The 14,346-nt window shown below is 33.0% G+C and carries 14 protein-coding genes and 2 pseudogenes; 4 read left to right on the forward strand and 12 right to left on the reverse strand.

The features are described from left to right. The first annotated feature begins 142 nt into the window (after positions 1 to 142). Together J7E77_RS08630 and istB (J7E77_RS08635) are read left to right on the forward strand one after the other, a co-directional pair. Positions 143 to 910 (forward strand): Mu transposase domain-containing protein, encoded by a 768-nt coding sequence (locus J7E77_RS08630; RefSeq protein WP_214713519.1) that lies wholly within the window; start codon positions 143 to 145, stop codon positions 908 to 910. Further along, positions 910 to 1,629, forward strand: a complete 720-nt coding sequence (gene istB, locus J7E77_RS08635) for an IS21-like element helper ATPase IstB (protein ID WP_214713520.1) — start codon at positions 910 to 912, stop codon at positions 1,627 to 1,629. Before J7E77_RS08630 ends, istB (J7E77_RS08635) begins: the two co-directional genes overlap by 1 nt. A gap of 583 nt (positions 1,630 to 2,212) precedes the next feature. Here istB (J7E77_RS08635) and istB (J7E77_RS08640) read toward each other — a convergent pair. From istB (J7E77_RS08640) to J7E77_RS08655, 5 genes and pseudogenes are all read right to left on the reverse strand, one after another. Further along, the gene (gene istB / locus J7E77_RS08640; protein WP_214713521.1) at positions 2,213 to 2,962 is read right to left on the reverse strand and encodes an IS21-like element helper ATPase IstB; all 750 of its coding nucleotides are present in this window, start codon (positions 2,960 to 2,962) and stop codon (positions 2,213 to 2,215) included. A 328-nt stretch (positions 2,963 to 3,290) separates the two neighbouring features. Continuing rightward, the gene (locus J7E77_RS31690; protein WP_374102961.1) at positions 3,291 to 3,581 is read right to left on the reverse strand and encodes a Mu transposase domain-containing protein; all 291 of its coding nucleotides are present in this window, start codon (positions 3,579 to 3,581) and stop codon (positions 3,291 to 3,293) included. Continuing rightward, positions 3,579 to 4,244, reverse strand: a pseudogene (gene istA, locus J7E77_RS08645) (IS21 family transposase); the annotation flags it as partial. The gene J7E77_RS31690 and the pseudogene istA, both read right to left, overlap by 3 nt. A gap of 95 nt (positions 4,245 to 4,339) precedes the next feature. Then, complete coding sequence (locus tag J7E77_RS08650) at positions 4,340 to 4,486, reverse strand: hypothetical protein (RefSeq protein ID WP_214713522.1); 147 nt, start codon at positions 4,484 to 4,486, stop codon at positions 4,340 to 4,342. A 347-nt stretch (positions 4,487 to 4,833) separates the two neighbouring features. Further along, positions 4,834 to 5,394: a helix-turn-helix domain-containing protein gene (locus J7E77_RS08655; RefSeq protein ID WP_214713523.1), complete on the reverse strand. Its 561-nt coding sequence runs from the start codon at positions 5,392 to 5,394 to the stop codon at positions 4,834 to 4,836. Positions 5,395 to 6,534: 1,140 nt separating this feature from the next. On the opposite strand from J7E77_RS08655, the gene J7E77_RS08660 reads away from it, so the two are divergent. Further along, positions 6,535 to 7,650 carry a tyrosine-type recombinase/integrase gene (locus J7E77_RS08660; RefSeq protein ID WP_214713524.1) on the forward strand — a complete coding sequence of 372 codons (1,116 nt, stop codon included), beginning with the start codon at positions 6,535 to 6,537 and terminating at the stop codon, positions 7,648 to 7,650. Between the two features lie 1,137 nt (positions 7,651 to 8,787). On the opposite strand, the gene J7E77_RS08665 is transcribed toward J7E77_RS08660, so the two are convergent. Continuing rightward, positions 8,788 to 9,048: a hypothetical protein gene (locus J7E77_RS08665; RefSeq protein ID WP_214713525.1), complete on the reverse strand. Its 261-nt coding sequence runs from the start codon at positions 9,046 to 9,048 to the stop codon at positions 8,788 to 8,790. Further along, positions 9,041 to 10,975, reverse strand: a complete 1,935-nt coding sequence (locus tag J7E77_RS08670; RefSeq protein WP_214713526.1) for an HD domain-containing protein — start codon at positions 10,973 to 10,975, stop codon at positions 9,041 to 9,043. The genes J7E77_RS08665 and J7E77_RS08670 overlap by 8 nt, the downstream gene beginning before the upstream one ends. Before the next feature lie 808 nt (positions 10,976 to 11,783). On the opposite strand from J7E77_RS08670, the gene J7E77_RS08675 reads away from it, so the two are divergent. Continuing rightward, entirely contained in the window at positions 11,784 to 12,344 is a 561-nt protein-coding gene (locus tag J7E77_RS08675) for a hypothetical protein (RefSeq protein ID WP_214713527.1), read from the forward strand. 121 nt (positions 12,345 to 12,465) lie between these two features. Here J7E77_RS08675 and J7E77_RS08680 read toward each other — a convergent pair whose 3' ends face one another. The 5 genes and pseudogenes from J7E77_RS08680 to J7E77_RS08700 all read right to left on the reverse strand — a co-directional run bounded on the left by J7E77_RS08680 (position 12,466) and on the right by J7E77_RS08700 (position 14,220). Then, the gene (locus J7E77_RS08680; RefSeq protein ID WP_214713528.1) at positions 12,466 to 12,615 is read right to left on the reverse strand and encodes a hypothetical protein; all 150 of its coding nucleotides are present in this window, start codon (positions 12,613 to 12,615) and stop codon (positions 12,466 to 12,468) included. A gap of 28 nt (positions 12,616 to 12,643) precedes the next feature. Next, a complete protein-coding gene (locus tag J7E77_RS30510) occupies positions 12,644 to 12,865 on the reverse strand; it encodes a DUF1349 domain-containing protein (protein WP_251028015.1) in 222 nt (73 codons plus the stop codon). Positions 12,866 to 13,085: 220 nt separating this feature from the next. Further along, positions 13,086 to 13,187: pseudogene (locus J7E77_RS08690) on the reverse strand (acetyltransferase); the annotation flags it as partial. A 38-nt stretch (positions 13,188 to 13,225) separates the two neighbouring features. Beyond that, entirely contained in the window at positions 13,226 to 13,744 is a 519-nt protein-coding gene (locus J7E77_RS08695; RefSeq protein WP_214713529.1) for a hypothetical protein, read from the reverse strand. Next, the gene (locus J7E77_RS08700) at positions 13,741 to 14,220 is read right to left on the reverse strand and encodes a hypothetical protein (RefSeq protein WP_214713530.1); all 480 of its coding nucleotides are present in this window, start codon (positions 14,218 to 14,220) and stop codon (positions 13,741 to 13,743) included. The genes J7E77_RS08695 and J7E77_RS08700 overlap by 4 nt, the downstream gene beginning before the upstream one ends. Positions 14,221 to 14,346: the final 126 nt, after the last annotated feature.

A 14,346-nucleotide genomic window follows, 5' to 3' on the forward strand; every position in this document is an offset into this window, starting at 1 on the left:
CAGTTAACTGTAACCTATCCAAGTACTACCTAATGGAGAAAGAGAACTAACAGATGAATTTCAGAATTTCGTATTTCACTATGGATTTGAACCGGAATTTTGTAACCCGGCCAGTGGCAATGAGAAAGGTCACGTTGAAGCAATGGTGAAATACATTCGGAATAACTTTCTCTTACCGGAATTATCGGTCTCTAATCTAGAAGATCTAAATAAGACCTTTTGGCTAGTTGCCGAAAAGGACCGGCAAAGAAAACATTATCAAAAAGAAAGATTCATTTCAGAATTATTCGAGAAAGATAAACAAGCGTTATTCCAGTTACCAGAAAAGGAATACCAATGTGTTCGGTATGAAGAGGTAAAGGCTGATAAATACGGTTATATTAAAGTAGACAATAGACTTTACTCTACATCCCCTCGCTTTGCCAAATGCTTAGTTTTGGCAAGAATATCATTCAATAAAGTAGAGATTTTAACACAGCAGCATGAGCTCATTGTTGTACATTCTCGACTTTACGGAAAGCAAAAGAAATCAATGGAGTGGCAGCCATACCTAAATTTGATGGCGAAGAGACCAACAGCTATTAAGTATACAAGTTTTTATGAACAGATGCCTGAAGAGTGGCAAAAATACCTAGAGAATTGTACCGTTTATGAAAAACAGGAAGCACTGAGATTATTGTCTGTTTTACTAAAGGAACATGACTTTACATACGCTAACCAAGCCCTTAACAGGGCTTCTGAAAGTGGCCATCCGTCAGTAGAATCAATCAAACAAGTTTTCTACCAGTTAATTAATGGCCGTGGACATAGAAAAGAAATACAAGTAAAAAGAGATATTCCCTCAATGCCACCCGCTACACGTGGTCTTGGTCACTACGATCAATTCTTTAAGAATGGTGGTGTTTCTTAATGGAATTGACCATCCAAGATTATGCAAAACGGTTGAAATTAAGTTGGATTAGACAACACTATCAGGATATTCAAGCAGCCTCGAATGAGGAATATTTATTAAGATTACTAGAACTTGAAGTACAGCAACGGGAAGAACGAAGAATCAATTTACTGTTGAGTCAAGCAGCATTGCCGAAGATACCAAGCATTCCGTTTAAGTGGGATGAAATTGAGTATAATCAGGGCTTAACCAAAAACTATCTATTAGAGGGTCAGTTTATTAAAAAACAAGAGAATTTAATCTTCTATGGTGGGGTTGGTACAGGAAAAACCTTTTTATCGACTTTAATTGGACTTAATGCCATACAGAAAAATGGCAATCAAATAAGGTTCTATACTGTCGCAGGATTAGTAAATCGATTATTAGACGCGAATGAAAAAGGTACATTAAGTAGATTCTTTAAACAGATTGAAAAGCTAGATTTATTGATTTTAGATGAACTGGGTTATATCCCACTTCATAAACAAGGAGCAGAACTCCTTTTCCAAGTGATTAGTATGTGTTACGAAAGGAAAAGTTTAATCATTACAACAAACCTCCGGTTTGGGGAATGGAACCATGTATTTGGAGATCCGATTTTAACCGAGGCCGTTATAGATCGGCTGATCCACCACTCACACCTGGTGGTCTTCAAAGGACCAAGTAATCGTATGAAGGAATCATTATTACAGAGTTAAGTTAGAATAATCGCCAAATGGGACATTTTTAGTTGCCAATTATTATTTGGCAGTGTCCGGTTTGGTTAATGAATAATTAATAAAAGAGGAATTGGCAAGTGACACATTTTTAATTGCCATTTACATCATTTTTTACTTGCCAAATACAGCTTAATGTTTTTGAGTAGAATTTGGGCTGTGGGTCATATAATTATTTACTTACTAGCTATTTACTTTAATTTAACAAACCCTAATTAATGCACAGTTTCGGTCAAATACGACATAAAGGGAGCTTATTTTCTCCTCTCGCTTCTTTAACAAACCTGCTTCGGCAGTACAACAAAAAAGCTTTACCCTTTATTTGAGTAAAGCACCCGTTCGTGGAAGATTCCCATTATCTCAAATTCCAATAATATGAAACTTTGCATTAGGTTTCAATTCTAATACCTTGTTTTTCGTATATTTTTATAGCAAATTCGGGGGCATGTTTTTGTCAATCAAAAAGTTGACCACCTCGCTAATGAAAAAATTGACCACCCACAGTCATAAAGTACCCCCAACTTTAGTGGTAAAGTTTTTGGTTAGCGAAGTTGGGGGGATGATACTATTGTATTTGGGATTTTAATGATTCTTTAAACCTGTAGCTATCACCATTCATGACTAGAATGTGAGAACGGTGAGTTAAGCGATCGACTAGTGCAGCAGTCATTTGTTCGTCACCAAAAACTTGGGTCCAATTAGAGAATTCAAGATTACTAGTTATAATCATGCTTCCTTTTTCGTAACGAGAAGCACAAAACTGAAACAACAGTTGAGCACCAGCTTTACTAAAGGGGATATATCCGACATCGTCTAGAATAATTAAATCGGCCTTTAGCCAGCGCTTTTCTAGAGCTAATAGTTTCTTTTCAGATTGTGCCTCAAGAAGTTCATTACATAGCTGTGCTGCTGACCAAAATTGAACACTATAGCCGTTGTGACAAGCTGCATAGCCTAATGAGATACTCAAATGAGATTTACCCGTTCCTGAATTCCCTATAAGAATAATATTTTCTTTCTTATCAATGAATTCACTTCTATGAAGTCCTAAAACCTTCGGTTTATTAATATATGGGACAGCAGTGAAGTCAAACGAATCAATAGTTTTTGGAAATGGGAACTTTGCTTGTCTTATTCTTAGGTTTAACATATTATCATTTCTTTGATTTACTTCATTCTCCAATAAAACTCTGAGAAATTCTTCATAATTCATACCTCTTGATTCTGCATCTCTCATAACCTCTTTATACTCTCGGAGGATAGCTGGCAATCGTAGCCTTTTTAAATATTCTTCAACAAGTAATGTTGTACTCAATGTAAGATCACCTTCTTATCTGCATACAATAACTGATCAAATTTGCCCATATCGGGTGATTGCACTTTAACTGAAGGGAGATGATTATACTCCTTCTCATTAAATGGAACTAAAATTGGAATCTCTTCATTCTTACGATATAGAATTTGTTGTATTGTATCGAAGCAGTACATTTTGTTGGTGGAAGCTTCATTTAACGCATCTACTACTTTTTCCTTAGGATACTTCCTTAATAACTTTAGGATCTGAATAAATTCTTTACACCCTTGTGTAGTTCTAGTTAATTGTTTTTCAAATTCTCTGAAGATAGGTTCTAGTTTTGTATAGATTAGCGGCCGAGCAAATGGTACAGACCCTGGCCTGTGTGCAAGTAAATCCAGGTAATGATCATAATTAAAAATCTCTTCATTTCGCTGATAGCACCTTTGATGAGTAGCAACGAGATGTTACCATCATAAATCTCAATCTTATTTACATATGCCTTTAAAAGTAAATTTTTTCTTCCTTCATAATTGGTAGGTACAGAGTATTTGTTAGTATCAAACGCTACCTGTGAAATAGTATTACTCGATACATAGAATTCCCTGCAGCACTGAAGTGCTATTTTAGGAAGAGGCAAAAGTTCATTACTTTCAATTCGAAAAGCTTCCTTAACAGTTAGTGAGGATTGTGGAACTTGCCGATTCTCGTATTCATCACATTTCTTACGTAGAAAATCATTTAATTCATCTAACGATGTGCAATATGGAATTGGTACAAGGAAGTTTTGCCTTGCATACTTCACTAAACCTTCAATCTGGCCTTTTTGGTTTCCTTTTGCCGGTTCATTAAATCGGCTATCAAACAAGTAATGAGTCCGCAATTGAATAAATTTATCTTGTTCTATTCTTTCTCTACCTTTTAAAATTGTTTTTACAGCTGTTCTTAAGTTGTCATATGTAATAGTTTTAGGAACAAATCCGAAATACTCAAATGCATCAACATGACCCTGTAATAACGCTTCTTGTTTCTGGTGATAAAATGCTTTTAAAAAGATCTTCCTGCTAAAACAAAGTCTCATGCAAAACAATTGTATGGTAACTTGTTTACCATCAAGAATTACGTCTGCATCGCCCCAGTCAAATTGTCCGTATAAACCAGGTGGAAACTCTTGAGGAATGAAACCTTTCGGTTTGTCTTGTTCAAGCATTAATTTTATCTTTTGGACGTGTCCACGAACAGTAGATTCTCCACCTGTAAAATCATATTCATCCTGTAACCTATTAAATATCTTTACTGCAGTATGCCGTTGTTTTGGAGGGAATCCAAATCATTACGCAACCACTCAGTAATAAGAGGGATATAGGGGTCCATTACGGGGTTTGATTTTTCCACTTTTCAGTTGTATTTTGGCTTCTCCGTGGACTCTAATGCTTTACGAATAGTTTGTCTAGAAACCTTTTGTTCCTTACTTATCTTTCTAATTGACCACCCTAGTTTATAATGCAAATTTCTGATAAACTCATAATCAGCCATCTCGTACATACCTTTCCTCCTGATGCTAATAATCTCGACAATTATTAGAATACAGGAAAGTATTTCGAGGTGGTCAATTTTTAGGCTAGCGTTTTATCAAAAGTGGTACACTTTTAGATTAGCAAATACAGGGGCATGTTTTGGAGAACTCCATTTAATTTTTTCTATGAAATCTTTATGACTTTCACTGTAGTTAATCCAATCAACAGTATCTATCGCAAATACTTGAAAATCTGTTTGAAAAGGAGTTTGACGTTTACATTTTGGATTTGGGCAACCTTGTATAGAAACAGGTTCTATTCTCTCTGTTTCAGTAACTCGAACACTTTAATAACACTTTTGTTGTATTATTTTTTCTATTTTTTTCGGATGTATTCAATTACGGGGAAAATGATCTGTTCTTCTAAACTCTCAAAATTTTTATCCATCAATAAGCGTTTACCTTCAAATGCAAATGCTTCAAGTAAATAGCTGATTCTTGGCTTTCTATAAGCTTTACTATTGGCTTCGCACGCTTTCCAAACCTTTTCTTCAAGGTCTTTTGAATAACGTCTGTGCTGGATACATTTTCGAATTAATGACTTTTTTACATCTATATATCCTTCCCAAATGTACTTTTTAGCCAATTCTTGCCACATTTCCGTTCGAATTTGTTCTTTGATTTCAACATTTACAACATTTTTTGTGTTTATTTCATTTGTTTCTTTTACAACATTTGTTATATATATTTCGGGCAAACGCTGTTGAATAAATTCTTGCAATATGTTTTCAGGGATTTTCCACCCTTCCTTTCTTGAAGCTGGAGCAATTCCTTTTATCGCACCTTGTCTTAGCCACCTGCGGACACTCTCTTTGTTGGTCGTAATTTTATTTATTTTTAATAGGTCAAACGCTTCATCAACGCTATACATTTTCATAAATACTGCTCCTTTAAGACAACAATTGTTTTATTAAATCCATTATACAACAAATGTTGTTTTATTAAAATGCAACAATCGTGTTATTAGGATTCTTACCAACAAAACGTATATTAACAAGACTACAAATTGAAAAATTCTATAAATTAAAGGACAAACATATTTATATGTAAAATATGTAATCTCCTTACTAATGAAAAGTAAAAAGACTGCTCAATTAATTGAGCAGTCAATGGGAATAAAATGACGTATGGAAATAACTTTTGAACATGAGAATTATACTGGCTTAGATTTGTGACTAATACATACACCCTATATATTTTATGAATTTAAAAGCGCTAGGTGATTGTGTAATTTGGAGCAAGGCTTGAAATTTTTCTTATACGGTAGCCATTTCACAGTGAGGTTTGATGTATATTTAAAGCCTTGCTCTTGTAATTATTGTGTCCTTAGTGTTCACGGAGTATGCATAATTTACGTCGTCCTTCCTTTTATATAGAAAGGAAAATCTCTCATTTTCTCCAAATTACGTGGTAGTCTGTTTATTTTCATTTGAGGATTGGAATAATGATGTATTCAAGGATAATTTTCTGTACAAGGTGAAAAAGCTACTGATAGTTACCAAACCTCACTTATCCAAAAGGTGGATAACTAGTTAAAGTATGGTTGCACTGGCGGATCCCCAAATTTCTAATGGAGGTCAACCCTCCCATATCTAACAGAGTCTTTGCTCCAAATTCCTTCGTCCAACCTTTCCATAAGGTGGATGTCAATCATGCTGCCCGTTACTTGAAGAAGAAAATAGCATTACCATTTTTCCAGGAATGCACCCATTATTAAATCATTATGCAAATAACATCTTACTATATCATTTCTACTTACAAATGAATTGAATTCTATATATGCTTTGTATTGAAATGAATGGGCTATTATATTAAAAATAAAAAGTAATTTGGCCTGAGAGCGAATCTCAGACAGGACCCCAACTTCAATTTTTGAATATATTTAAATAAAATAAGGAAGACAGAATTATAGATAGAACAAACATTCTGTGTTAAAATATAAGTAAAGATAATTAGGTATTATCTTTACTTTACATAATATAATTATTATTTAAAACTAATCCTTAGGAGGTCAATTATGAATTACTTGACTCTTCTTCAAAATATGAATGGTGAACAGTACTTATCCCATTTACAGGAGAATCTAAAAGCTCGCCAACTACTTGACGGAAATCGGAACCTCACTCTTGAAAATAGTTCCGAACAGGATTTTCTTGAATTGTTTTTTCTAGAGAAACTCTTTCCACAAGGTAAGCGGCTTTCTGCTCATACGGTTAAAGCATATCGTTCAGATGCCAAAACGCTGCTCACATTTTTAACAGACCACTCCCTTTCCTTTCGGGATATTGGATTCCCGGAAGTAAAGGCTTATAACCAATTTATTAATGAAAAGTATGCAGCTAAATCTTCAATACGAAAATTGGAGTTTTTCAGAAGATTATTGGACTTTGGTTATGAAACACAATTTTACAAAGCCCATCTTTCCACTTGGATCTCGAAGCCGGTGTCTAAAAAAGGACACTATATAATAGAAGAAACTCGTCACGAAGAAGCACAAACCCGTGTGCAAATCAGGGAATTGAATCAAAGAGAAGCTGAATTTCTAATTACCTTCTTTCCTAAAATAGTAAGGGCAACACGAAATCGAGAACAATTGGAGAAGAGGAATTTGCTGATTGGCTACCTACTCTATACCACGGGGCTTCGTGCAAGTGAGCTTTTAAGCTTAAATTGGGGAAGTTTTCGATATAACCGTAAAGGATTTTTATTTGTAGATGTCATTGGTAAAGGGAATAAACCTCGATCAATTCCAATAAGAGAGGAAACCAAAGATATTCTATTTAGTTATCGAAAAAGTATGGGCGAAACCGTTGAAATAAATATGCAGGATACCAGCCCGCTCTTTTTCGCTTTATACAATAAAAATGAGCCCTTAGTTAATAAAAAACGGTTAACCTACCCTGCGCTGTATAAAATTGTGAAGGAAGCTGTACAACTTGCTGGTAAAAATTTAAGCGTAACGCCTCACTGGTTCCGTCATACATTTGTCACTCTTCTGCTAGAGAACGACGTTCCTCTTGCTGTCGTAAAGGATTGGGCTGGCCATTCGGATGTTTCCACAACCAACATATACTTAGAACGCATCAACCAAGATAACTCTTACCTTCATTTAAATAAAGTTAATTTGTTTTAAAGATATTAATTAATAATCGGAGCAAACCTCTTATTGATTATTTGTTTTATTTCTGTATTTATTTGATATAGTATGGTGTTCCTTATAGGCCCATTTTCATAATATTTGGACACGTTTATACCTTCAAAATTTTGGTAGGAAACCCTATGATGATCTTCGATTAATAACGGACTGGTAATGAGAAATTGTAAATAGACTATTATTCATTTTTCTATGATAAGTAATTTATTGAAACTTTGGTTCTTTAATTCGATATGTGGAGATTTGCCGTATAACGCATTTATCTACTTTTTATGTATAGCCTTTCATTTAATTTTGTAGTATATAAGATGTTTTAATATTCAATTAATTTAATTGAACAACTTTTTAACAAATAATTTATAGTGTTCGCTTACATGTAAAATTTCTTTTCTTTACTGTTTAACTCTATTGGGGACAGTTATATAATGTATATTATATAAACAATATTAAAACATATATTATACATTCTTTATTATATGTTTTATCATATATGTTAACATGTTATTTAATATTATTATTAACATATACTATTAATTGTAAAATTTTAACTCTTGTCTCTATTGATTTTGGGTAAAACCAATAATAGCAGTAATTCTAACCCTCAAAAAAAGTCTCGAAAATTACTATTTCGAGACTTTTTGTTACTGTATTTATATACAGCTCACAAATCACAAGGTTCTAAAACAGTTTTGAAGTTAGAGGGAAGGTATCTTTTTTGATTCCATTCAGTTTTATATAATGCCTTAATGTCTTGATTTAATGCACTTTTTACAAGTCATATATCATCTAATTTTAATTAATTAAATATAACAACATCTAATCTGTGACCCAGTTGTGACCAAAGGTGTAATCAGTTTTTTTGTTTTATTAATGGGATTAATTAAGTAATTAAGGAGGTAATCAAACCTTCCTCTTCTTCCATTTGTCACCCGAAGGGAGAATGACCATAATTTAACGGAATGACTCCGACCTTGTCAATGTATTTAGGATTATAACAACATTTTGAAAAGTTCTATTTTTTCAAAATATGTTTAATCAGATTACATTATTTATTGACTTTACCTATTCAACAAACAAAAATCTAAAAATGAAAATCTTTTAATTATAAGGATTTATTTAAGATAAAGCACAAACGAATAATTGATGATTTATTTGTTGATCCTCTGGTACAACTTTAAAAGTAATACCATCATAGGACAAAACGCCCAATTCACATAACGATAACAAATATTCTTTTACAGTTAGCATTTCACCTATAATAACATCACTTCTTTTACCCCGTAAAAACTCCTGAGTGATACCTTTTTCACTAAACTCTTCCAATTTATAAACTAAACTAATAAGTTCTTCACGATAATTTTCAAATAATTTACACATTAACTCCTACCTCCAAAAGGCATTTCTCAATATTTTCTGCTATAACTTTCCCAAGAATTTGTCTAAAATCTGATAAATTGAATTCCGATTGTGCGTATAAGTAAATATAATATGGAGCGAATACTACTTTTTGAGTAAGTAATAAAGCTTTTATATTTGAGTAAGACTCAAGCAAATCCACAACCTGATCTGTATGAATCTTAGCCGGTTGATCTGAATCCCCCACTCCAATTTTTATCTTATTCCTCTGGAAAATATATGCTTCAATATTCTGGTGTTGATCCATCACCTGTTTAATTGATGATTTTATCAAAGTATCTAATTTTGACAACCCTAATTTTGGATTTTTTTCAAAAAATTCATCTATACTATGAGAAAATAAATAAGTTTTCCTTACAATTGGATTTTGGGTATATAACTTAATTCTTTCAATAATTTGTTTTAAATGTTCAATTTCTTTAAAATTATCTAAAACAGTTAAATTGAAATTTTTAAATATTGCTTCATCTAACTCTTCAAAACCATCTGAGCGTTTATATAGGGAAGTGTATTTTTTTCTATTTGAAAGCAATTCTTCTAATTTTGGTATCAAATCTAAATTCTCCTGTACCTCTTTTCTTGATAAAATGGAAAAATACTCTGTCCTGAGACAAGCTAATAACCATGCATCATCCCACTGAATAATACGATAGATTGCATCATTCTGCTCAGCATCTACTTCTATTGTCTTCCATAACCCGGAGATATCATTAGGTATACTAAATCCTATTAACGGTTCCTCACTCTTTTTATCCGAGAGGTATTTATCTGCAAGTTGTTCAATAACTTCCCTAAGAAGAGTATCAGTTTTAACTACCCGATGGTGAAAAATTATATGTTTATACATTTTCCATCTACGGTGTAAATAATCTTCAATTGTCCCCAATATATGGGAGGACGGACAAAAAAGATACTCACCTTTATTATGTAGTAACTTCATGCTTTTATAAATCCTTGGGTATTCAATTGCCCCATCTTTGATCCCAGATACCATTGTATCTCTTGAAACATAGTCTAATCTATCACAGTCTATTTCACCATCAACAATTCCATGAAGAGCTTTAAATACCTCTCCTTGATATTCTTTATCTAGAAGTATTGCGTTAGTAAGATGCTTTATATGAAGATAGAATACTTTTTTATTTTTCTCCTCTTGTTTCACGTTTGAAATTACTGTGTCAAATATACGTAATGAGAGATGTTTTCCAATACGCTCATGAAGTTTATCATTCGACATATAAGGATTTAGAACATTTATAAAGTATTCTTCTCGGGAAGTTAACGGATCTTTATTATCTTCAAGTTTTTTCTTTAGATTTTTATAAATATTTTCAAGTGCTTTTTCAGTGATATGACTGAATGGAGGATGGCCTAGATCATGTAAAAGTGCTGCACAACGTAAAGCTTGCAATGTTATAACGTACGGATATAATAGGCTATCGGATCCAAGTGAGTGAGGAATATTTCCATTGTAAAACGGTTCATTCCAATTTTTAATATCCTTCAACTTATTAAAAACGATTAAATATTCCTCATTTTGAATACCGTGATTTTCTAAATCAGATTTAAACTCTTTATTCTCGTTTAATCCCGAAAGATACTTTGAAATAATTCCTAGGAATGTTTTGACCACATCTCCGTTATTGTCAATTGTACCATTTGTAATACCATATTTAAACATTTCACCGCCTAAATACATTACACCAATTGAATGCAAAAAACGACTTGTTTTATTTGATGGATATGTTAAAAAAACAGTCGAGTTTTGTAAAATATGGTGTAACCGATTAAATGCCTCTGTTGAGATAATGTGTTTCTCTAACTCACTGATTTGGATGGAGCCATGCAAAGGATCAGAAATAAGAAATGTTTTATTTGGAAATAGCATATAGATTACCTCGATTTTTAAAATGTTTATTACACTTATTCTATTTAATTCAATAATATTCCTTTTTATTAATTGGAAAATTTTTTATTTTTTTACAATTGGTATAATGTCTCTTCATCAATAAAAGGTTCTGTGTAGAAGTTGGTGTAAAACACAAGGTAAACATATGAGGCTTATAGTTAGTCTGAGAAGGACGTTGAGAAGGCTTTCAAGCTATATACTGAAAGGGAATCAAATGGTCAGAGTGTCTACGATATTGTCAAAATGACAAGTGTTCCTTCTATCTACTTTTTACATAAAGAAAAAGAATAGGTTAAATAATTGGTTTCATGACAATCATACGGAATAGGAATTTATTAACCAGAATGGTTTACATCATTCCGCCCATTCATGAACAAATATAACAGAAGGAAATGGGTTTAAAAAAAGGCTATTTATCAATATTTTTAAAAACTGTGTTTAAATTTTATTAAATTTCATTAAAACAAGACGCACACAAACACGCACACAAAATGCTGACAAATAAAACATTAAAAAGGGCTATTCTCGTCATTCAGGAATAGCCTTCTTTTATCTTTTTCTTGGAATATTTTTGATTAGAATCACTACACTAATGCTCCACTCACTAATGATGGGATTTCATTAGTTTATTTTCTTCCTTGGCTGCTTAATACGGTATATCTTTTGGGGATTTTGCCCAACCCCTTCTCCAAAAATGTTTATTTAAAGTTTATCCTATACTATAATAATCTCAAATATAAATAATTATCTCTACTTTCAAAACAATAAAATAAATGGGGAGTTTTCAATGAAGAAACATTTTGAAAAATTATTTTCTAAATCCAAGAAAGCCATTGATTGGTTACAGGGTCCAATAGCTAAAGGGATATGGTTTTCAGTGTTTCTTTTAATAATTTTATTAATTAACATCTCAAAACGTTTAAATGGAGTTAGTGCTCTAAATAATATTATTTTGGGACTATGTGGAATTGTAACGTTTTATCCATTTATTGCCTTAAATCTAAAGCATTATTTAATAAAGCCACCAACAAAATTTTTACGTCAAGGAACAGAGAATCCCGAACAGCTTTTTAAAAAGTTTAGTCATAGGGCTTTTCTATATGGAATAATAGTTTATTCTTTTTTCACTTCACTTATAATTGGATGCTGTATATTCGCCTTTAGTTCAATTTTTAATCAGAAGATAAATTTTATTAATTGGGGTTTTACTTTATTCTTCATAACGTCCGCTTTATTTTCAATACTTTATTTTATGTATCATATTTCGGTAAATAATATTTCGACAAAAGTAATTAAAGCAAGAGTAAGGCTTTATGCGGCATTTACTGGTACCATAACTTCCGATTAACTCAAACAACTTTCTGGGTAATTTTCTTTTTTTTCAATTTCAGTTCATTCTTCACACCATTAATTATAAATAAATCGTTCCCCTATGTCATTGACATTAAAGGTTATTATTTCCAAATCCATTAATTATATTTTGATTTTTCTTGTTGCAATAAACTGCTTACGTTACTTGAATAAGATAAGCGATCCCCTGTAATTGAAGAATCGTTAGCAATAGGTAAGCGTTTGAAGTTATCTTCCCCTGCTCCACACGGAATGTGATAGTTTCCCATCGTTCCGCGCTCCATCTAACGATATGTACTAGATTATAAGTTCTATATTTGTTACAACAACACCTAATTTACTATTGCCATCTGGTATATATTCAACAGAAGTCTTTAACCAAGTATCACTTGAAAGTCGTACCATTAAACCAGCTTGGTCGTATCTATTCTGTGGTTTAGATTTTACCTTAGTAGTTAATCTAAAGTCTCCGTTCACTTCATAGTACAAAAAATGTCCATTATCAGCTTGCAAAGCCATAATGTGTTTTTGCCAAAAATCTATTTGCTTGTCAGTTTTAATAAATTAAATTTGAGCCTTTGTAATTAAGTTTCCACTTTTTAGGTGGGGATAAACATCCTAAATTTTTATCTATTTCGGCATTGTTGAACTCCTCTATCAGTATGATGCTATCACTCATAATCGTTGCCACCTTTACTTGTAATTCATTCTTTCGGCATGACAAACATTGTGCAATTTTCACTTCAATTTGTTTAAGTATTTTTGCAGGATTACCCCCAATTACAACGTTGTCTGGTACATCTTTAGTTACTACTGCACCTGACACAATAACAACATTGTTCCTATCGTTTCTGTTTAATTGAAAAAACATTCGGTGGATTAGCTTAAATCCTCTGAGCTTTTTTTGCGCCGAAGCAGGTATTGTGATAGATGAAAAAAGAGAATGTTTAAAGTTATTACTCCAGTGTACACGAAAAACGAATAACTAAGGTGCCAGCTTTTGTACTTAAACACATGTGCCAAGACAGCGAGCCATTCCAATCCAACTATCAAAAGTGCAAAGCCCCCAATATAAAGGATAAGGAGAATTCCTTTCAAGTTCCATCTGTCATAAAAGTGCAACATCATATACATGACCGGCGGATAGGAAAAGAAATGAAGCACCGCGTCAAAGATTTCATATTTGGGACTGTCATTTTCATCATAAAGGTCGTAAGGCAATATCCCAATCAAAATGTCGCACACTTGCCCAAGATAGAGGTTAAGAAGCAAGATTAATGTTGTCAGTGCGGGAGAAAAACGCTTTGGCAGCGGCAAAGCGAAAACGATATTTACCATCACAGATAAAATGAGGAACCATTCATTCAGGTCGAATCGTTTAGGCAGGTAGATGATCATAAAACAGCCTGATTTCTCAGAATCTTCCGGAACCATAAAATAAAGGAGCCTGACACCATAAGCACGATGAGCCATTCAATGAACGAGTAGCCGATATTCCAGCGCTTAAACGTATAATAACCGAAGCTCTGAAACAGCAGTTCCAACCCAAACATACTCATTAGCCATCCTATTGTCAGAAACGCTTTTCCGAAAAAATTTGCGTTTGGGCAGAAATATGAATAGAACAGCCATAGTGTGACGCAAGGTGCAAAAATGAGCGTGTTCATATTTAGAAACCAATAAATGGAAGCTTTTTCCGTAATTTTAATCATTTCGGCATTAAATGTAATCGCAGTATAAACCAGTTGAATGGGGATGGATACGCCCAAGAAATAAGAAATAATTTCAATCGTACGGAAGATTTTCCGAAGAAGAAATAGTGTAGAAAGTCCGCCCGCACTAAGGATTATCCAGATGGTAATCGGTAAAGTCATGATTTGAACACCTCGACTTTCGAACTGATTCGCTTGGTGGATTGAATGCACATTTAGAGTTTCCATTTTTATTTATTATTATTATGTGGAGCTCCCGCTGCTCGAATATTAGTGATGTGTTCCCTG

This window comes from Bacillus sp. ISL-77, assembly GCF_018613105.1.